At 44.0% G+C, this 19,926-nt stretch carries 17 protein-coding genes; 12 read left to right on the forward strand and 5 right to left on the reverse strand.

Annotated elements, in window-relative coordinates:
- The coding region (locus FTU91_RS09455) for a transposase (protein WP_180081989.1) at positions 1–244 on the reverse strand (244 nt) is incomplete at its 3' end.
- A gap of 169 nt (positions 245–413) precedes the next feature.
- On the reverse strand, positions 414–1,220 hold the full coding sequence (locus tag FTU91_RS09460; RefSeq protein WP_086196095.1) for an inner membrane protein YpjD: 807 nt from the start codon (positions 1,218–1,220) through the stop codon (positions 414–416).
- Positions 1,221–1,358: 138 nt separating this feature from the next.
- Here FTU91_RS09460 and ffh point away from each other — a divergent pair, with 138 nt between their 5' ends.
- On the forward strand, positions 1,359–2,759 hold the full coding sequence (gene ffh / locus FTU91_RS09465) for a signal recognition particle protein (RefSeq protein ID WP_086196094.1): 1,401 nt from the start codon (positions 1,359–1,361) through the stop codon (positions 2,757–2,759).
- Between the two features lie 193 nt (positions 2,760–2,952).
- Positions 2,953–3,528, forward strand: coding sequence for an alpha/beta hydrolase (locus tag FTU91_RS09470; protein ID WP_180042516.1), 576 nt, complete (start codon positions 2,953–2,955; stop codon positions 3,526–3,528).
- A gap of 157 nt (positions 3,529–3,685) precedes the next feature.
- On the opposite strand, the gene FTU91_RS09475 is transcribed toward FTU91_RS09470, so the two are convergent.
- The gene (locus FTU91_RS09475) at positions 3,686–4,423 is read right to left on the reverse strand and encodes a type III pantothenate kinase (RefSeq protein WP_180081991.1); all 738 of its coding nucleotides are present in this window, start codon (positions 4,421–4,423) and stop codon (positions 3,686–3,688) included.
- A 9-nt stretch (positions 4,424–4,432) separates the two neighbouring features.
- Positions 4,433–5,191 carry a biotin--[acetyl-CoA-carboxylase] ligase gene (locus FTU91_RS09480; RefSeq protein WP_180081993.1) on the reverse strand — a complete coding sequence of 253 codons (759 nt, stop codon included), beginning with the start codon at positions 5,189–5,191 and terminating at the stop codon, positions 4,433–4,435.
- Positions 5,192–5,221: 30 nt separating this feature from the next.
- Here FTU91_RS09480 and FTU91_RS09485 point away from each other — a divergent pair, with 30 nt between their 5' ends.
- From FTU91_RS09485 to bfr, 7 genes are all read left to right on the forward strand, one after another.
- Positions 5,222–6,031 carry a sulfite exporter TauE/SafE family protein gene (locus FTU91_RS09485; protein WP_180081995.1) on the forward strand — a complete coding sequence of 270 codons (810 nt, stop codon included), beginning with the start codon at positions 5,222–5,224 and terminating at the stop codon, positions 6,029–6,031.
- A gap of 360 nt (positions 6,032–6,391) precedes the next feature.
- A complete protein-coding gene (locus FTU91_RS09490) occupies positions 6,392–7,087 on the forward strand; it encodes a GntR family transcriptional regulator (RefSeq protein ID WP_086196089.1) in 696 nt (231 codons plus the stop codon).
- 10 nt (positions 7,088–7,097) lie between these two features.
- A complete protein-coding gene (gene smc / locus FTU91_RS09495) occupies positions 7,098–10,550 on the forward strand; it encodes a chromosome segregation protein SMC (protein WP_180082025.1) in 3,453 nt (1,150 codons plus the stop codon).
- A gap of 1 nt (position 10,551) precedes the next feature.
- Positions 10,552–11,502 carry a cell division protein ZipA C-terminal FtsZ-binding domain-containing protein gene (locus FTU91_RS09500; RefSeq protein WP_180042512.1) on the forward strand — a complete coding sequence of 317 codons (951 nt, stop codon included), beginning with the start codon at positions 10,552–10,554 and terminating at the stop codon, positions 11,500–11,502.
- A 91-nt stretch (positions 11,503–11,593) separates the two neighbouring features.
- Positions 11,594–13,633 (forward strand): NAD-dependent DNA ligase LigA, encoded by a 2,040-nt coding sequence (ligA, locus tag FTU91_RS09505; protein WP_180081997.1) that lies wholly within the window; start codon positions 11,594–11,596, stop codon positions 13,631–13,633.
- 169 nt (positions 13,634–13,802) lie between these two features.
- The gene (gene rlmF / locus FTU91_RS09510) at positions 13,803–14,777 is read left to right on the forward strand and encodes a 23S rRNA (adenine(1618)-N(6))-methyltransferase RlmF (RefSeq protein ID WP_180081999.1); all 975 of its coding nucleotides are present in this window, start codon (positions 13,803–13,805) and stop codon (positions 14,775–14,777) included.
- Positions 14,778–15,180: 403 nt separating this feature from the next.
- Complete coding sequence (gene bfr, locus FTU91_RS09515; protein WP_180082000.1) at positions 15,181–15,645, forward strand: bacterioferritin; 465 nt, start codon at positions 15,181–15,183, stop codon at positions 15,643–15,645.
- Positions 15,646–15,727: 82 nt separating this feature from the next.
- Here the strand turns inward: bfr and FTU91_RS09520 are convergent, their stop codons facing one another.
- Positions 15,728–16,297 (reverse strand): peroxiredoxin, encoded by a 570-nt coding sequence (locus tag FTU91_RS09520; protein ID WP_180082002.1) that lies wholly within the window; start codon positions 16,295–16,297, stop codon positions 15,728–15,730.
- A 326-nt stretch (positions 16,298–16,623) separates the two neighbouring features.
- Here FTU91_RS09520 and FTU91_RS09525 point away from each other — a divergent pair, with 326 nt between their 5' ends.
- The 3 genes from FTU91_RS09525 (at position 16,624) to FTU91_RS09535 (ending at position 19,919) form a co-directional block, all read left to right on the forward strand.
- A complete protein-coding gene (locus tag FTU91_RS09525) occupies positions 16,624–17,355 on the forward strand; it encodes a hydrolase (protein WP_180082003.1) in 732 nt (243 codons plus the stop codon).
- Between the two features lie 84 nt (positions 17,356–17,439).
- On the forward strand, positions 17,440–18,735 hold the full coding sequence (bioA, locus tag FTU91_RS09530; RefSeq protein WP_180082005.1) for an adenosylmethionine--8-amino-7-oxononanoate transaminase: 1,296 nt from the start codon (positions 17,440–17,442) through the stop codon (positions 18,733–18,735).
- Entirely contained in the window at positions 18,732–19,919 is a 1,188-nt protein-coding gene (locus FTU91_RS09535) for an 8-amino-7-oxononanoate synthase (RefSeq protein ID WP_180082007.1), read from the forward strand. The genes bioA and FTU91_RS09535 overlap by 4 nt, the downstream gene beginning before the upstream one ends.
- The last annotated feature ends 7 nt before the right edge of the window (positions 19,920–19,926 follow it).

A 19,926-nucleotide genomic window follows, 5' to 3' on the forward strand; every position in this document is an offset into this window, starting at 1 on the left:
TAATCAGACTTTGCACAAAGCCAGTAACCATACGTAAAGACAGACGGAATAAGGATTTAATCATTAAGCAGCATTGGATGGCTGCGTCGGAGTAGGTTTGATTTCGCCCTTGTTTGCCTTTTGATGGCGCATACCATTGCGTAGCAGGATCAAACCAAAGGGCAATATTTCCGCGACTCATGAGTGCTCGGTTATATGCGGGCCAATTGGTTGTGCGGTAGATTTTGTGTGTAGGCTTCTTCATTTGAAAATTATATCGCTGAAAAAGCCTTTACAGATAGGTTTGTGCAACAAAGCCTATTTTTAATCAATGATATATCGTATGAAAAAAAGGTCCAAACCATAAGGGTTGGGCCTTTTTAATGATTTATCATGTTCCATATTTTTAATTAGACACACTGAACAAAAGGGTCTTACTTACCCAAAATCATTTCCAGTACAAACTTGGAACCAATAAAACCAATCGCCAGTAGCATAAAACCAATCAAAGTAAAGCGAATGGCTTTCTGACCGCGCCAGCCAAATTTATAATGACCAATCAACAGAAAGCCATAAACAAACCAGGAAATAATACTAAACGCCGTTTTATGCGCCAAATGCTGGGCAAAGAAATTTTCAATGGTAAAGAAACCAAAACCAAGCGCTAAAGTCAGCAAGATAAAACCGGTAATGATTAAATCAAACAGCAAGGATTCCATGGCCTGGAATGAAGGTAGTAAATTAACCCACAGTCTTTTGGTCTTATTCTTTAATTCACGGTTCTGAAACCACAAAATCACGGCTTGAATGGTGGCCATCAACAGAACCGCATAGGCGGATAAAGACAAAATAATATGAATGTCTAGGCCCAGAGAATGCTGTTCAATCACCTGATTGGTCTTGCTTAAGGTAAAACCTAAAATGAGACCGATTGCAGCAACAGGGATACCCAGTAAATTCAGTGCCAAAATGGGACGAAATGTACTAAACAGCAGGCTGAGCAGCAGCATCAGACCAGAGGTAAATGACATCAGCACAAAAACATCATAATTGATGCCTAAAGGGGTCAGCATATCGCTATACAGCACAGCCCCGTGCAACATTACCCCTAAACCCAGTACCAGCCCAATAAGCCAATGGTTTGGATCACGTTTTGACATTAAGTGGATAAACAGATACCAGAAAGATGAGGTATAAGCGATTAATGCTAAGATCGTGTAAACCAAGGGCAGGCTAATCATGTCAAACCTTTTTCAGGATGATGAATATTCATTTATATAAATTCGATGCGAACTACAGTATCCTATAGCATTCTATGCATAAATTTTCTATTTTAAGAAACAATTTTTTGCTCACGGCTATTTTAAGCGGAATTTGCAATGTTTGATACCTTAACAGAACGACTCACGCAGAGTTTAAGAAATGTTACTGGCTCAGGGCAGCTAACCGAAGACAATATTAAAGATACGTTACGTGAAGTGCGTATGGCACTTCTTGAAGCCGATGTGGCGTTACCTGTAACTCGTGAGTTCATCGCGAAAGTTAAGGAAGAGGCATTGGGCCAAGAAGTGATGACTCAGTTATCACCGGGCCAGGCGTTCGTCAAAATTGTACATGACGAACTGACCAAAATGATGGGTGAGGCCAATGAAAGCCTTGACCTCGCAGCCAAACCCCCTGTGGTTGTACTGCTTGCAGGTTTGCAAGGTGCGGGTAAAACCACGACTGCGGCAAAACTTGCACGTTTCCTGCAAGAGCGTCAAAAGAAAAAAGTGGCCATGGTTTCTGCCGACGTTTATCGTCCAGCGGCAATCAAACAGCTGCAAACTGTAGCGGGTGAAGTTGGCGCGATTTTCTTTGAATCGAATGCCAATGAAAAACCAATTGATATTGCCAACCGTGCCATTGAACAAGCGAAAATCCAGTTTGCTGATGTGCTGATTGTCGATACCGCAGGTCGTCTACACGTCGATGACGAAATGATGGACGAAATTAAAGAGCTTCATGCTGCCATCAAGCCGACTGAAACCCTGTTCGTGGTCGATGCCATGACCGGTCAGGATGCGGCGAATACAGCCAAAGCCTTTAATGATGCGCTTCCATTAACCGGTGTGATCCTCACGAAAACTGATGGTGATGCACGCGGTGGTGCGGCGCTTTCAGTTCGTGCAATTACCGGCAAGCCAATTAAATTCCTGGGTATGGGCGAAAAGCTCGATGCACTTGAGCCATTCCATCCTGAGCGTATCGCTCAGCGTATCTTGGGTATGGGTGATGTGCTTTCTTTGGTCGAAGAAGTTGAACGCAAGATCGACAAAGAAAAAGCCGAAAAAATGGCGAAAAAATTGCAAAAAGGCGGCAGCTTCAACTTTGAAGATATGCTGATGCAATTTGAGCAAATGAATAAAATGGGCGGCATGATGGGCTTCCTAGATAAACTTCCAGGCATGAGCAACTCGGGTATTCAGGATGCGATTGCGCAGGCGAACCCCGAAAAGCAAGTGAAAAAGATGGAAGCGATTATCCAGTCGATGACCATTAAAGAGCGTCGTAACCCGGACCTCATGAACCCAAGTCGTAAAAAACGTATTGCAGCAGGTTGCGGTATGGATGTTGCTGAAGTGAATAAACTCATCAAGCAACACGCGCAAATGGCGAAAATGATGAAGAAATTTGCCAATCCGTCAGGTATGGCAAAAATGATGCGTTCATTGGGCAATATGCAAAAGCAATTCGGTGGCGGTGGTATGGGCCCGCTATTCGGCAATAAAGATAAATAAGATTGAGCTTTACTGATCAATCCCAAGAAGGCGCGTAATGCGCCTTTTTTATTGCCTTTTTTCCTATCCTAAAAACACTTTGAAACAATCCGGTTTATTTTGTGATGAACAGGCTGGATTTTTTGATTCTCATCGGCATATTATAATTGAATAAATATGACTCATTCTACAATTTATAATAAGAAGAACAGATATGTCACAATTACAAAAGCAAGTTTATATTGTGCATGGTGATCAAGCTTCTCCTAATGATCACTGGTTTCCCTGGCTTAGCCAGCAAATTCAGCATTCAGGCCATCTGGCAAGGCGACTAATCTTACCCGATTCGAACGCACCAAATTTTCAAAGCTGGCAAACAGCAATACAGCTGCAAATACCCCATTTAGATTCAGAAAGCATTATTGTCGCGCATGGTTTAGGTTGTCTTGCCAGTCTGCATTTTTTGACTCAGGCACTCAGTCAGACTTCAATTAAAGGGCTGATACTGGTGGCTGGCTTTAAGGATAAACTCACTGCATTACCCGAATTGGAGGGTTTTATTCGGCAGGCAAAATTAGACATGGCTATTTTGCAAAAACAGATTGCGACCCGATTTTTACTGTTTTCCTGTAATGATCCTTATGTGTCACCGCCCAAAGCTGTACTGCTAGGTCATTACATTAATGCCCAGATGCAGGAGGTGAACCATGCCGGGCATTTTATGCGCAGTGATGGTTTTGATGAATTTAACCAGGTCTGGGATGTGCTAAAACCTTTGCTGCTGCATTAATCTGGTGGGAATCTATTGCAATCTTTATGCAAGTAATGAGGTAAATTGCCGGATGCACACATTCAGCCATTCATTTTTATAAAAGGCTGCACCGAACTGCCGGAAGTCTGGCAGACGATACAACCTTATCTGATTCGCTAAATCCTATTCGTTAAAATCAGGCGTCAGCCAAGGAATAAATATAATTTTGCAGCCCTTTCAGCAACAGATCATGCTCAATAACAGGCTGATAAGCTGTCAAATATTTAGCAAATAGTGGTGCATCACCACCGGTTAAAATCAGTTGGCTTGGGTATTTTTCCAGGACCTTTTCAATGGTGCTGACCAGACTGAGCAGAATGCCATGGTGAACGGCATCGATGGTATTGCGACCTGGGCTAAGCTCATCAAATATGGCATCGGGAATCTTGATGCCTTTGGTATTTTGAATCAGGGAATCACGCTGCAAATACAGGTTCGGCAGGATATAACCGCCCAAGTGTTGCAAGCCATCGGTGAGGTCAATGGTCAGTGCAGTTCCACAACTGATCACACAATATTTTTGCTCCGGATTGTTCACGACAGCCAGCATTTGCAGCCAGCGGTCAATCCCGAACTTGCTGGTATCTTCATAGGCACAGCGTAAGCCGGCATATTCGGCATGAACTTTGGCAAAAGTCACCGGAACATTTAAAAACTTGAGAATTTTTTGGATGCGTTCATTGTTCTTTTTGTCCTGAACCGAAGACACCCCGGCTTGTTGCAGATCCAGACTTTTAAAATGCTGGATTAAACCGAGGAGCAGTTCGGCAGGGGATTGCAGATGCAGTTCTGCACCATGTTCAATTACCTGATGATTTTCAGTAATCCAGTATTTGAGTCGGGTATTGCCGATATCCAGCCATAAATTCTTCATTGCATTTCTCTAAAGAGAGGTACTCAGGCGGCGTAAACGCCCTTGATAAAACTGTTTTAAGCCGTCAGGGGTGTCAATGTTGACCGAACCATCATCCTGAATGCCTTGGAAGATACCTGAACATACTCCCGAATGGTCTTCAAATTCAACAGCCTGGTTTATAAAAGCCGCATAATGATTAAAACGTGCCGCCAGGTTATAGCAGTCATGATCAAACCATGCACTGGCTTGCTGAATCGCTATATACAGTTCAGCAATCAGCTGAATACGGGAAGTATCCTGTAATCCTAACTCATGCAATGACGTCGCATGCTGGTCAATCTGTGCTTGAGGTACAGGTTCGAGATTAATCCCGACCCCGACAATGACCTGATGTGGGGAAATCGGTTCAACCAGAATGCCGCCCCATTTACCTTGTCGACTATACAGGTCATTCGGCCATTTCACTTGCAAATCTAAATTTTGCAAACTCGGCATTTGTAAAATATTCAGTGCGATTTCAAGCGCCAGCCGGCCATCAATGGCTGTTCGCGTATTCAGCAATGTGCTTAAATAGATGTTGCCTTCAGGCGATACCCACTGTCGTTGACGCTGTCCACGACCTTGAGTCTGTTTGGAACTGCAAACCAGAACACTGTGCACGCCTTTCAGTGCAATTTTACGTACATCGTCATTGGTCGACGTGGTGACGGGTTTGAGTAACAAAACTTCAGGAAGCTGATGGGCATCATCGAGGATTTTTTGCAGCTGTCGGGTCTCTAAATCCATTTAAATCTAAGTAACCGTGGAATGTGAATAATGGAGTTAATCATATATTTATTGATTGGTGCAATGGCGGGCTTTGCTGCCGGGCTGTTTGGTGTTGGTGGCGGCCTGATTATTGTTCCCATTCTTTATATTGTATTTACCCAGTTACATTATGATCCATCGGTGATTATGCATCTGGCTGTGGGTACATCTTTAGCGACCATTATTGTCACTTCCATCAGCTCGGTCACAGCGCACCATAAAAGAGGCGCAGTGATGTGGGATGTATTTCGTAATTTAGCGCCGGGACTGGCTTTAGGGGCATTTTTAGGAGCCGGTATTGCGGACTATATGTCGGGTCAGGGCTTGCAATTATTAATCGGCTTTTTTGCCCTTTGGGTGGCATATACCATGTTTAATGGTGCAAGCAAAGCGGTGGACCCGAATCATCATTTACCTTCCAGAGCCATGCAGATTCTGGCAGGTGGCGGAATTGGGATTGCCTCTGCCATATTCGGTATTGGTGGTGGTAGCTTGACCGTGCCATATTTAAGCCGTCATGGTGTGGTGATCCAGAAAGCGGTGGCCACCTCAGCTGCAGGCGGCTTGCCGATTGCTATTGCTGGTGCGTTAGGCTTTATGTGGTTTGGTTCCAATACCGAAACTGAAATACCGCATAGTATTGGCTATGTGCATATCTATGCCTTTATTGGTATTAGTGTCATGAGTTTTATGACGGCTAAATTAGGTGCAAAAGTGGCGCATAAACTATCGCCAGCCATGCTGAAAAGATGTTTTTCCTGCCTGTTAGCAACTGTCGGTTCGTATTTTATTTATCAAGGTTTTTCAGCCTTTTTTTAATTTAAAAACCATATAAAAGAGATGAAAAGGTGTGCTATGGTTTTTGCATACGCACCTTGAGATCACTTATCCTGCAGTTTTTCTAGGGATGTGCTGAACTAAGAATAAGTTTTATTTTATAATTTAAATGAATCACTTAGGTTGAAGTGAGTCTAGAGTAGGATATTTGGCAGAAATAGACAGTTTTATCCGATCTACTGATCACAAACTGATATTGGCTTTATCGACTTGAAAATTGTCTGACAATGTCATATTTTTTGCAATTAAAATCAAGTAAAAAAGCAAGTAACAATCAGGATTTATCCACAGGGTTTATCCAATTTTTTTGATTGCATCTTATAAAAACAAGATAGGAACAGTATGCAAGAACAAGAAAAGGACAGTTTGTCCGAGCAGATTGCCAGGCATATTAGTGAGCAAATCATTCGCGGTGAACTGGTAGAGGGGGAACGCATTCAAGAATTGCGCATTTCCTCTGAACTGGATGTCAGTCGTGGTTCGGTGCGTGAAGCCTTACTGCTGCTGGAGCGTACCCAATTAATCGAAATTTATCCCCGTCGTGGGGCGATTGTCTCGGAAATGTCTGCCCAGCAGGTACGTGCCCTGTTTGAAATGTGTGCATTGCTGTGTGGGCAAATCGTGCAACGCATGGCCGAAACCTGGCGTCCGCATGAAGCCGAAAGCATTCAGGCATTATTGCAACAGTTGCAGGAAGAAACCCGTCACGGCCATACTGAAAAATTTTATGATTTAATCTTTCAGGGCTTGTCTCGTCAGCATGAAATGGTCGGCAATCCTTATTTAATGAAAGTCTACCAGGAACTGTTACCTTCACTGCGCCGCAGCTATTTTTTAACCTTAAATATCTCGCATCGCGAACTGCAGGAATCATTTGAATTATTTAAGCTGGTGACTGATGCAGTTTTGATCCGAAAATCACAACAAGCTACTTTATTTATGGATGATTTTTGTCGACACTTGCGTAACCTTGTGTTGGAATCTCTGACACGGATGAAACAAATCGAACTTGCATGGGCAAGACGTTCACGACGTTGATCAGGACATTATGCGTTTAAGCAGCTTAAAACTTTCCGGCTTTAAATCTTTTGCCGACAGTACAACTTTACATTTCAAGGCAAATCGTACCGCTGTGGTTGGGCCTAACGGTTGTGGTAAATCCAATGTGATTGATGCCATACGCTGGGTAATGGGAGAGTCCAGTGCGCGCCAGCTGCGTGGCGGCAGCATGCAGGATGTGATTTTTACCGGAACTGCGAAACGAAAACCTGTCGGTGTAGCCAGTGTCGAACTGCGTTTTGACAATACCTATGGCAAGCTCGGTGGCGCTTATAATGCCTATAACGAATTGGCTGTACGTCGTCAGGTCAACCGTGATGGCAAGTCCGAATATTTTTTAAATGGCACCAAATGCCGTCGTCGTGACATCACCGACATTTTCTTGGGAACCGGTTTGGGTCCGCGCTCTTACGCGATCATTGAACAGGGCATGATTAACCGTCTGGTCGATGCCAAACCTGAAGAAATGCGGGTGTTTATTGAGGAAGCTGCCGGTGTTTCCCGTTATCAGGCACGTCGCCGTGAAACCCTATTGCATCTGGATCACACCACGCAAAATTTATCCCGCCTTGAAGATATTGCCGCGGAACTGAAATCCCAGCTGAAAACCCTGAAACGTCAATCCGAAACCGCCATTCAATATAAAGAACTGGAAACCCGGATTCGCACCATAAAAGTGGAAGTGCTGTCATTTCAATGTGAGCAAAGCAGCCGCTTACAGCAAGAATATACTGTGCAGATGAATGAGCTGGGCGAAACCTTCAAGCTGGTGCGTTCCGAATTGACTACTTTGGAACATGATTTGACTGCAACCAGTGAATTATTTCAGCGCCTGATTCAGCAGTCCACGCCACTGCAAAATGAATGGCAACAGGCCGAGAAAAAACTGGCTGAACTGAAAATGACGCTGGAACAGAAGCAATCCTTGTTCCAGCAGAATACGACAACCTTAAGTCAGCTGGAACAGCAAAAACTACAGACCAAAGAACGGCTGCAACTGATTGAATTACAAATTGAAACTTTGCAAGCCCAGCATGAACAGCAGACTGAACAATTACAGCAGCAAGAAAGCCAGGGACAAGACCAGAGTCAAAGTCTGGGGGATTTGAAAGCACAACAGCAACAGGTACAACAGCAATTTGAACTGGTCAAAGCTCAGGTTGAAAAACAGCAGCAGCAAAAACTGCAGATGCTGGTGCAAAGTGAGCAGTTGGCCAAAAATATTGCCCGGATTGAACAGCAAAAACAGACCTTGCAACAACAAGCCGCACAAATTCAAAATCAGCACCAGCTGGAGGATATTGAACAGCTGGAAAGTGAAAAAGTTCAACTGTCTCAGCAGATTGAACAGCTGGAACAAGCCATTCAAACGCAGAAACAAACATTAGAGTCAGTGCAAGCACAATATGCGCAGCAGAAAAATGATGTTTCAAGTTTGAAGTCTGCGATTCAGGTGTTGCAGTCGGAACAGAAAAATCTCCATCAGTTGCTGATCAAGAACAGTCCGAAAGTCCAGAGCGATGCCGTGCAGTTGATGCAGGTGTTGAAGCTCAAAGATCAGGCCAAAGACCATGCCCATCTGATTGAAAAATTCCTGGCGAAATGGCTCTCTGCACAAGTATTAGATGCTAATGCTGATTTCACGGAAAGTATTGCCCGTCAGCTGAAAGTTCAGGTGGCAAAAGGGCAGATTCAGCTGGCCAGTTTACCGTGTCTGGCCGAATGGATTGAATCGCCGCAGCATTCCATCTGGCAGCAGGTGGCCGTTGCAGACAATCTTCATCAGGCTTTGGCTTTACAGTCTCAATTGGGTATTGGTCAGTCTATCTTGACGCTGGATGGTTATCAGGTGGCTCAAGATTGGGTGATCGGTCTGTTTTACGATGAAGCCAGTCAGGCAGGACAAGGGGCACTGAGTCACCGTATCCGTTTGGAAGAAATTGAAACAGCATTGGCACAGCAGTTGCCACAGCTTGAAACGGCGGAACAGCTGTTGCCGGAACTGGTAAAACAGATTCAAATGTTGCAAAAAAATATTCAAGAGCAGCAAGACCAGTTAAAGCTACAGCAAAAAGCGTTGCAGCAGTTGGATGTCAATGTTGCCAAAGTACAAAGTACGGATCAGGCTTTTTCGCTTCAGAAACAGCAATTGGCCAGTCAGTTGCAACAGCTGGATGAGCAGCTGGAAGAGGATGCCATGCAGAAAGATGATCTGGAAATTGATCTGCATGCCTTAAACCTGAAACTGGAACAGGCTTTACCGAATTATAAAACCCTGCAATTCCAGGTTGAGGAACTGACCGAGCAGCTGGAAAATACCCAGCACACCTGGCAGCAAGCGCAACAGGAGCTCGAACTGTTACGTCGTCAGGCCACGCAAACCCGACAGCAAATTGAATTGCTGGAAAAAGATGCTTCATTCTCAAAAGCACAGTATCAGCAGATTATTGCGCAAATGGAGCAGGCGAAAAAGTTTGTTGATCCGGTGCAGCTGGAATTACCAGCACTGGAATCTCAATTCAGTGAGCAGGCACACATTACCGAGAAGTTGCAAAAGACCTGGAATGAATGGCAGGCTGAACTGAACAGTGTTCAAGAAAAACAGCAGCACCTGACCGAACAGCGTCATCAGCATCAGCAGCAAGATGAAAAGCTGCGTACTCAACTGGAAGAAAAGCGACTGGCCTGGCAAGCAGCCAAGTCTGACTGGCAGCACTATTCTGAACAGTTAAAAGAGATGAATAGTGAAATGCTCACCGGGCTGAGTATTGATATTGCCAGCCATCAACAAACCTTGGAAAGAGCACAGCAGCAGTTTGAAAAACTGGGTGCGGTGAATCTGGCGGCTTCTGAAGAATATGAGGAAGTCTCCAGTCGCTTTGAAGAACTGAGTCATCAGATTGAAGACCTGGAAAAAACAGTCGATCAGTTACAGGGTGCCATGAAGAGTATTGATCAGGAAACCCGCAAATTGTTTATGACCACCTTTGATCAGGTCAATCATGAACTGCAAGACCTGTTCCCGAAGGTATTTAATGGCGGTGAAGCCAGTTTAAGCCTTGAAGATGACTGGCAATCGGGTGTAAAACTAATGGCGCGTCCACCGGGTAAACGGAACAGTTCTCTGGCCTTACTCTCTGGTGGTGAAAAAGCATTAACAGCATTGGCATTGGTGTTTGCCATCTTCCGTTTAAATCCGGCACCGTTCTGTGTACTGGATGAGGTCGATGCACCTTTGGACGATGCCAATGTGGGACGGTTTTGTAACCTGGTAAAAGAACTTTCTGAACAGGTGCAATTCATTTACATTACCCATAATAAAGTTGCAATGACGATGGCAACCGATTTGTTAGGTGTTACCATGCCAGAACCGGGCACCTCAAAATTAGTCACTGTCGATTTGGAACAGGCAAAAGAATACGGTTTAGTTGCGGAGTCATAGTATGGAAGTCACTACGATTGTTGGCATAGTTATCGCCATCATCATTATGCTATTCGGTTTAAGATTATTGTTTAAAAAACCTGGGGATGCAGCACCGTCACTAGATTCGGAACTTCATGTCAATTCTGACAGCCAGCAACCGGTCATTCCTCGTCATGTGCGTGATCAACTACAAAGTGCAAAAGAAGCCGAACGTGTTGAACCCACTTTAACTGAAACGGCGGCTGAACAGCTTCCGGCAGCTCAGCAGGCAGAAGCGCAAGCAGAAAAGGTTGAAACCGCTCAGGTTGAACAGGCAGCAGCACCCGCTCAGGCGGAGTTGAAAGCAGATGCTACCGCTGTAGAAGAAGTAAAATCTGAAGCCAGCTCAGAGCAGGCTCAACAAGGTGAAGATAAAAAAGCAGATGAATTTAACCTGAACAGCAGCATTGAAAAAGCCGAAATTTCAGACTTTGAAGATGAAAGCAGCATTCTGGATGAGCACTTGCATGAACAGCAACGCGTGGATGAAGCCAGTGCCTTATCGACTGCAGCCGAATTTATTGCCTTGAATATTTATCCGGAACGTCGGGTGCTTTCGGGTGAAAAAACCTTAAAAGTCTTGCTAAAGTATGGCCTGCGTTTTGGTGAAATGGCCTGTTTCCATCGTTATACTGAAGATGGCAGCAAGTTACTCTTCTCAGTGTTGCAGATTACTGACGAAGGTGCAGCCGGTTTTGATCTGGAAACTTTATCTACTGAGCAAGTGAAAGGCTTGGCTTTCTTCCTGGCATTGCCACACAGTGATGTACAGAATGCCTTTGATACTATGGACAGCATTTCACGCCTGATTGCCCGTGAAATTGACGGCACCGTGTATGATCAGAACAATCAGGAATTTACGCCGCAATTACGTGAACAATGGCGTCATTTCGCGATTGATTACCGTGCAGGTCAAAGCACAGAAGTTTAGTTTGAAACTGACGGACTCGATTTCTATAATAGCGAGTAGATCAAATAGTTATGAAGGGCGGAAATAGACCGCCCTTTTTTATGGTGTAGATATGACCGAAGATTCAACTATCAAAGCGCAAATGCGTCAATTGATTCAAATTTTAGCCAAGCATAACCATGCCTATTATGTGATGGATCAACCCAGCATTGAAGATAGTGAATATGATCAGCTCTTTCATCAGCTCAAGGCTTTAGAAGAAAAATATCCCGAATATGTACAGGCGGATACTCCGACCAATAAAGTGGGTGGCAAAGCGCTTACTAAATTTGCCAGCGTGACCCATGCCGTACCGATGCTGTCATTGGGTAATGTCTTTAACCAGGAAGAATTGTTCGCTTTTGCCCGCCGTATCGAAGAGCGTTTACCAAACCAGAAGATTCAATACGATGTCGAACTGAAATTCGATGGCCTGGCCATTTCCCTGTGGTATGAAAATGGTGTGCTGGTTCGTGGCGTCACTCGTGGCGATGGTGAAACCGGTGAAGACATTACTCATAATGTTAAAACCATTCGTAACTTGCCGAAAGTTCTAAGCTCTACACAGGCTCAGGTGCCGACGCTGCTTGAAGTGCGTGGTGAAGTGCTGATTCCTAAAGCAGGTTTTGAAAAGCTGAATGCCGAAAATGAAGCCAAAGGCGAAAAGACCTTTGCCAACCCGCGTAATGCAGCGGCAGGCAGTCTGCGCCAGCTCGATCCAAATGTTGCAGCCTCACGTCCACTGGCCTTTTATGCTTATGGTATAGCACAGTGCGAACCTCATCATGGCCAGACCACTATGTATGCCAGTCTGGAATGGTTAACCCAGTTTGGTTTTACCATCGGGGAAAGTCATTTTATTTGTGACACGATTCAGGATGTACAAAAAGCTTATGAAAAAATCAATGCAGAACGTGCCGATTTAAGTGTTGAAATTGATGGTCTGGTCATCAAGGTCGATGACTTAAAACAGCAAAGACAGCTCGGGTTTTTGAGCCGTGAACCCCGTTGGGCAACTGCCTATAAATTCCCGGCGGTGGCGGCTTTAACCACGGTAGAAAATATTGACTGGCAAGTGGGGCGTACCGGAACTTTAACCCCGGTTGCACGTTTAAACCCTGTCGCGGTCGGTGGGGTCACAGTGTCCAATGTCACCCTGCATAATATTGGCGAAATCCACCGTTTAGATGTCCGAATTGGCGATACCGTCAGCGTATACCGTAGCGGTGATGTGATTCCGAAAGTGGAAAAAGTCTGGCCGGAATTCCGCCCGGATGAGGCAGTAGAGGTTCATTTACCGGAAAATTGTCCTGTTTGTGATTCGCCGGTGGTGATGCCTGAAGGCGAGGCATTGGCACGCTGCTCTGGCGGTTTGTACTGTGCAGCCCAGCGAATTGAAGCCATTCGCCACTTTGTTTCGCGTAAGGCTATGGATATTGAAGGTCTGGGCGATCGCTGGGTGGAATGTTTACTCCATCTCGACCTGCTCAAAAATGTGGCGGATATTTACTGTTTGCACGAACATCGTGAACAGCTTTTAAACATTGATAAAATGGGTGAAAAATCGGTACAAAACCTGTTTGATGCAATTGAAAACAGCAAGAAAACCACACTGGCTTCCTTCATTTATGCCTTGGGGATTCGTGGCGTGGGAGAAACCACTGCACGTATGCTGGCCAATACTTTCCAGACTTTTGAAGCACTGCAAAATGCCGATATTGAAGCCTTGAAAAAAACGCCGGATGTTGGGGAGATTACCGCTGAATGGATTATCGATTTCTTTCAGGCGCCGCATAATCTGGAAGTGGTCAAGCGTTTGCTCGAAGCGGGAATTCACTGGGATGCTCCAGTTGCCCCGACACGTCAGCCACTAAATGGCGAAAGCTGGGTGGTGACGGGTACGCTCAGCAGCATGGGCCGTGATGAAGCGACACAGTTACTCCAAGCCTTAGGCGCACGCGTCAGCGGCAGTGTATCCAGTAAAACCAAATGTGTCGTTGCTGGTGAGAAAGCCGGTTCCAAGCTGGATAAGGCAGAAAAACTCGGTGTCGCTGTGATCAACGAAGAACAGTTTATTGCTTTGATGAAAGAGCATGGTCAACTTCCTGCTTAATCGATCTTAAGCATGAATTAAAAAAGACATCCTCGGATGTCTTTTTTATGGCTTGATTGGGTTGGGATCGTCATGATGAGCTGAATTCACGTACAATATCGATCTATTGACAGGTATTGAGCCTGTCTTATCAGATGATTCTGTTCTCCCGTTGATTATTGGCATACACATGGCGCAAGCAAAGAAAACTTTTCCGCAACAAAAATCGCAATTACATGCACGAAATCTGCATCGCAGTCGTTACGATTTTCCTCAGTTAATGCAGACTTGTCCGGAACTTGCACCTTTTGTTAGCCCAAATAAATATAACGATCTTTCAGTCGATTTTTCTGATCCACTGGCTGTGAAAATGCTCAATAAAGCATTGCTGAAACATTTTTATGGCATTCAATATTGGGATATTCCTCAAGATTTTCTTTGTCCGCCTATTCCGGGTAGAGCTGACTATATCCACTATTTGGCTGACTTGTTGAGTGCCAATAATAAAGGTCAGATTCCAACAGGGCATGCCGTTCAAGTGTTGGATATTGGGGTGGGAGCAAACTGTATTTATCCGATCATTGGTCATCGTAGCTATGGTTGGAAATTTGTAGGCTCAGACATTCATTCTACATCCTTTAAAAGTGCTCAATTCATTGTGGAGGCGAATCCAAATTTGCGTAAAGGGATTCAGATTCGATTGCAGAAGAACTCAAGCAATATTTTCAAAGGTGTGATTAAACCCACAGATCATTTTGATTTGACGATGTGTAACCCGCCATTTCATGCCTCGCAAGATGAAGCAAATGCCACAGCAACTCAAAAATTAAGAAAACTTGGCAAGCCGGTTGATCGGACGAAGGTGGTGTTAAACTTTGGTGGTCAAAAAAATGAACTCTGGTGTGACGGTGGTGAAGAACGCTTTGTCTGCCAAATGGTACAAGAGAGCATACAGTTTGCTGAGCAATGTCTTTGGTTTAGCACACTGGTTTCCAAGAAAACAACATTGCCTGTGCTTTTAAATGCGTTGCGTAAGAGCGGAGCAGTGGATGTGAAAACCATTAAAATGACGCAGGGGCAAAAAGAAAGTCGTTTTGTCGCTTGGACTTTTTTAGATTTAAAGCAACAACAAGCATGGAGAAATGCACGTTGGACTTCAGCTTAAGCCTATTTTCGCTGAGGATGAGTGAGCTTGTCGGTGCATGACTAAGATTTGGCCTGCTTATACCAATGAACAAGCTCAATTTTGCTTATATATAATAACCTGATGCCGATGCACTCAGCGTTTCTGATTTGATACGCATATAGTTCAATGAATATATGCCACAATGATTTTGAATCTAGTTACAAAAAACCAATACATTATAAAAGTACTTTGATCTTGTTCATCTAAGCTGAGTACTGAGTGCAAGACATTGTTTTATAAATGGGAATTTATTCAACTAAAACTGTAAATGTAAGTGCTTCTCATTTTAATTGTTTAAAAATCATATATTTACGGAAATTTTATTTTGCAAATCCAGATGATTTTCTCCATAATAAGCCCATAAAGGTAGGGAGTTATAAAAATGCGTGGTAATCCAGAAGTCGTAGATTATTTAAATATGTTGATCGGTGGCGAACTGGCTGCTCGCGACCAATACCTGATCCACTCTCGTATGTATGAAGATTGGGGACTGACCAAAATCTTTGAACGGATCGACCATGAAATGCAGGAAGAAGCTGCTCATGCCGATGCGCTTATTCGCCGTGTATTGTTTTTAGAAGGTACACCGAATATGAACCGCGATGACATCGAAACTGGTGAAGATGTGGTGAGCTGTTTAAAAGCAGATTTAAAACTCGAATATCATGTACGTGAAAAATTGGCACAAGGCGTGAAATTGTGTGAAGAGAAAGGTGATTATGTGAGCCGTGATATGCTTCGTCAGCAAATGTCGGATACGGAAGAAGATCATACATACTGGTTGGAAAAACAGATTCGTCTGATTGAATTGATTGGTTTGCAAAACTATATTCAATCGCAAATGTAAGTTTAAATGTTGAAATATAAAGCCTGACCTGAGTCGGGCTTTATATTTGTTTAAATTTATGATTGAGATGGGCAATGACGTGCTATTGAGAAAATTTCCGTATATCCGCCAGGACCTGAGCCGCATGAGTTTGCGTATTCACACTGCTATAGTGGTAAACAATGGTGCCTTGAGGATCAATCAGAAAGCTTTCCCGTTTGGCAATTTGGATAATGCCCAGATTACGCACAATACCCAATTGATTCGATAACTGGTGTTTGTGATCTGCCAAAAGAGGAAAGGTTAAACCTAATTTTTCTGAAAATTTTTGATGGGATTTGACATCATCCAGACTCACCCCCAAAACCACGGCATTGCTTTTTAAAAATTGTGGATAGAGCGCTTTAAATTGATTGGCTTCCTCGGTACAGCCAGGAGAGTTGTCTTTAGGATAGAAATATAACACCACCCATTTGCCTTTGTACTGGTTCAAGGAATGCCATTGACCATTTTGATCCTGCAATTTAAATGCAGGTGCCGCTTTTCCGACCCATTGTTTCTCAGTGTTTTTCTGAGAAGCGAAGATCGAATTTTCGGCATAGGCAGGAACCGTGAAAGCGTTGAATGCTGATATGGATATCAAGCTGATTTGCAGCAGTTTTGAAGTTTTCATGACGTATACTTTTATAATTAATGTTTGCATTAATCTTAGCAGATTTGCTGATGAGACGTTGCAGTGTAGGTTTGTAATGATTTCAAATTTTATTATGAACGAAATTCTTTAAAAATTACCTGTGTTTGCATATTTACCTTTGATGGATCAAAAGTAACAAAACCCCGCTGTCGGTCAAAGGTAAGATTCATATCATCCTTCAGCAACAACGACTCCCTTGTCGCCATTCACGATAGTGGATTATGAATGAATTTTGAAATGCTGCTGCGAGAATTGAGACAGAGGTTTTATACTGTTCAAATGATTTAGTTTTTTTAGAGCTTACCTTGAATCAACGTATTTTACTCATCACGGGCTGGGGCGGTGGAACCCAACTGCTTGATCCATTAAAACAGGCTTTGGCGGCGCAAGGATATGAGGTTGAACTTTGCAACATTTTTAATGCTTTAGATGAACAGGTTCTACAGCAGAAAGTGGAACTGGCGCATCAGTTTGATGTGATTGCCGGTTGGTCTTTGGGGGGGCAGTTGGCTACAGTATTGGTCGATCAGGTTCAAAAGCAGCATGGACAGGAAAAAGTATTGATTACTTTGGGTTCCAACCCCTGTTTCGTAGCAAACGATACATGGCCAATGGCAATGGATCAGCCGACCTTTCAGCAGTTCAAACAATCATTTGAACAAGATGCAATTTCCACTTTAAAAAAGTTTGGCTATATGGTGTGTCAAGGCACAGTAACCACCAAAGCTGACTTCATCACTTTACAAAGTTTGATTCAGGCACAATCGATTGAAACTTTAAGACAAGGATTATTATGCCTTGAGTATTTAAATAATGTCGATATCTTGAGGGATTACCCAGGTCATCAATATCATGTGTTTGCAAAACAGGATTTTTTAGTTAGCTACAAAGTTCAAAGAAATTTTCATAAATTCAATGCAAAGTTTCTGGAAACAGAGCTGATCAGCGGGTCACATGGCTTTCCTTTATTTGAAGCTGAACTAATAACTGGCAAAATCTGCCAATTTTTAAAGAAAATAGAACAAACAAGCGGATAACTGGTTTATCTCGCAATTTATTTTTAGTTCATGCAGGTTTAAGATCATGAAAAATTGATTTTCAAGCGTCTGCAGGAGTAAGGGATGACCGAATTAAACGACCAGGACTTTGATCTTGCGCATATCTGGCATCCTTATACCTCCATGACCGATCCATTGCCGACCTTTAAGGTAAAACAGGCGCATGGTGCCATTATCGAGCTGGAAGATGGACGGCAACTGATTGATGGCATGTCTTCTTGGTGGTGTGCCATCCATGGCTATAACCATCCTGAACTGAATCAGGCCGTGACGGATCAATTACACAAGATGTCGCATATCATGTTTGGTGGTTTGACTCATGATCCTGCGATTGAACTTGGCAGACTGTTGTTAAAAATTACCCCGCCCAGTCTGGATAAAATTTTCTATGCTGACTCTGGATCTGTTGCGGTAGAAGTGGCATTAAAAATGGCGGTGCAGTTTTGGACTGCACAAGGTGAAAGTCAGAAAACCAATTTTGTCACCCCGCGTTCTGGCTATCATGGCGATACCTGGAATGCCATGTCAGTTTGTGATCCGGTCACAGGCATGCATCAGATTTTTGGTTCCAGTTTACCTAACCGTTTCTTTGTTGCAGCCCCACAGGTCGGCTTTGATGATGAATGGAATCAGGATGATATTGCAGAATTGGAACAGGTCTTAAAACAGCACCATGCCAGCATTGCTGCTTTAATTCTGGAACCGATTGTGCAGGGTGCGGGCGGGATGCGTTTTTATCATCCTGAATATTTGCGTCAAGCCAAATTGCTGTGTGAACAATATAAAGTGCTGCTGATTTTTGATGAAATTGCCACTGGTTTTGGTCGTACTGGCAAATTGTTTGCCTGGGAACATGCCGGCGTTGAGCCGGATATCATGTGCATCGGCAAAGGCTTGACTGGTGGTTATATGACACTTTCGGCTACCTTAACCAGCAAGCGTGTAGCTGAAACCATTAGCCGTGGTGAGGCAGGCGTATTTATGCATGGCCCGACCTTTATGGCCAATCCGCTGGCCTGTGCGGTGGCTGTGAAAAGTACCGAGGTTTTATTGGCTCAGGACTGGCAAGCCAATATTCAGCGCATCGAGCAACAGTTGCAACACCATCTGCAACCCCTATCAGCACTGGATTATGTGCAGGATGTGCGGGTGCTGGGCGCGATTGGTGTGGTGGAGCTGACATTTAATGTGGATATGAAAAGCCTGCAACAACAGTTTGTTAAGCGAGGCATCTGGATACGTCCATTTGGTAAACTGGTCTATGTGATGCCGCCGTATGTGATTACTGAACAACAATTGAATATATTGCTGGAACAATTAGTGAATGTGGTGGAGCAGATGCAAGAGGTATCCGCATGAAATTGTTAAATAACCAGCTGTTAAATGCCCCTTTGTTAAATGATTATGCAAGCAAACTGGATGAACTCAAACAGCAGGGCAATTTGCGGCAATTTACCTCTAATGTCCAGCAAGGCCGAATGATTGAAATCCAGTGTCATTCGATGCTTAACCTGTCTTCCAATGATTATTTGGGATTGGCAGCAGACTTAACTTTGCGTGAACAGTTTTTTGACGAAACACCGAATGAACTTCGTGTCATGAGTTCATCTTCTTCAAGGCTTTTAACCGGAAATTTTCCTGAATATGAACAGCTGGAAGCCAGTTTAAGTCAGGCTTTTCATGGACGAGCTGCGCTGTTATTCAACAGTGGCTATCACATGAATATCGGGATTCTGCCAGCTTTAAGCGACAGTAAGACCCTGATTCTGGCCGACAAACTGGTGCATGCCAGCATGATTGACGGTATCCGTTTATCCTCTGCAAAATATGTGCGTTATCGGCACAATGACCTGAATCATCTGCAACAGCTTTTACAGCAATACCATACAGATGAGGCTTTTGAGCGCATTATTGTGGTCACGGAATCCATTTTCAGCATGGATGGCGACGAAACCGATCTGGCTGAACTGGTTCGTATCAAACAACAATTTGCTAAAGTGATGCTGTATGTTGATGAAGCACATGCCATTGGTGTGCGCGGCGAGCAAGGCTTGGGCTGTGCAGAACAGTATGCGGTGATTGATGAGATTGATCTGCTGGTTGGGACTTTCGGGAAAGCACTGGCATCGGTCGGTGGTTATCTGATTTGCCATCCGATCATTCGTGAATATCTGATTAATTCCATGCGTCCGCTGATTTTCAGTACCGCACAGCCACCCATGTGTATGGCGTGGACTGATTTTATTTTCCAGAAAGTTTTAGGCTTACAACAGCAACGTCAGCATCTGCAACAGATCAGTCAAAATCTGCAACAGTCGGTACAGGCCAAAGGTTTTGATTGTCCTTCGACTTCACATATTGTGCCGGTAATTATTGGCGAGTCACAAAAGACGGTGGAAAAAGCCCGGCAGCTACAACAGGCCGGATTTTATATCATGCCGGTGCGTCCACCTACAGTACCGAAACACAGTTCAAGATTGCGTATTTCACTGACTTCTCAAGTCAATCAGGCTGACCTTGAGCAGCTGGTGGCGTTGCTGTGAGTTGTTG

Origin of the sequence: Acinetobacter sp. YH12201 (assembly GCF_013418145.1) — a bacterium.
Lineage (GTDB): Bacteria > Pseudomonadota > Gammaproteobacteria > Pseudomonadales > Moraxellaceae > Acinetobacter.

Coding starts and splice junctions, on each gene's coding strand:
- FTU91_RS09460 (WP_086196095.1), bottom strand. CDS start 1,220: ATGATTAGCCTGCCCTTGGTTTACACGATCTTAGCATTAATCGCTTAT.
- ffh (WP_086196094.1), top strand. CDS start 1,359: ATGTTTGATACCTTAACAGAACGACTCACGCAGAGTTTAAGAAATGTT.
- FTU91_RS09470 (WP_180042516.1), top strand. CDS start 2,953: ATGTCACAATTACAAAAGCAAGTTTATATTGTGCATGGTGATCAAGCT.
- FTU91_RS09475 (WP_180081991.1), bottom strand. CDS start 4,423: ATGAAGAATTTATGGCTGGATATCGGCAATACCCGACTCAAATACTGG.
- FTU91_RS09480 (WP_180081993.1), bottom strand. CDS start 5,191: ATGGATTTAGAGACCCGACAGCTGCAAAAAATCCTCGATGATGCCCAT.
- FTU91_RS09485 (WP_180081995.1), top strand. CDS start 5,222: ATGGAGTTAATCATATATTTATTGATTGGTGCAATGGCGGGCTTTGCT.
- FTU91_RS09490 (WP_086196089.1), top strand. CDS start 6,392: ATGCAAGAACAAGAAAAGGACAGTTTGTCCGAGCAGATTGCCAGGCAT.
- smc (WP_180082025.1), top strand. CDS start 7,098: ATGCGTTTAAGCAGCTTAAAACTTTCCGGCTTTAAATCTTTTGCCGAC.
- FTU91_RS09500 (WP_180042512.1), top strand. CDS start 10,552: ATGGAAGTCACTACGATTGTTGGCATAGTTATCGCCATCATCATTATG.
- ligA (WP_180081997.1), top strand. CDS start 11,594: ATGACCGAAGATTCAACTATCAAAGCGCAAATGCGTCAATTGATTCAA.
- rlmF (WP_180081999.1), top strand. CDS start 13,803: ATGGCGCAAGCAAAGAAAACTTTTCCGCAACAAAAATCGCAATTACAT.
- bfr (WP_180082000.1), top strand. CDS start 15,181: ATGCGTGGTAATCCAGAAGTCGTAGATTATTTAAATATGTTGATCGGT.
- FTU91_RS09520 (WP_180082002.1), bottom strand. CDS start 16,297: ATGAAAACTTCAAAACTGCTGCAAATCAGCTTGATATCCATATCAGCA.
- bioA (WP_180082005.1), top strand. CDS start 17,440: ATGACCGAATTAAACGACCAGGACTTTGATCTTGCGCATATCTGGCAT.
- FTU91_RS09535 (WP_180082007.1), top strand. CDS start 18,732: ATGAAATTGTTAAATAACCAGCTGTTAAATGCCCCTTTGTTAAATGAT.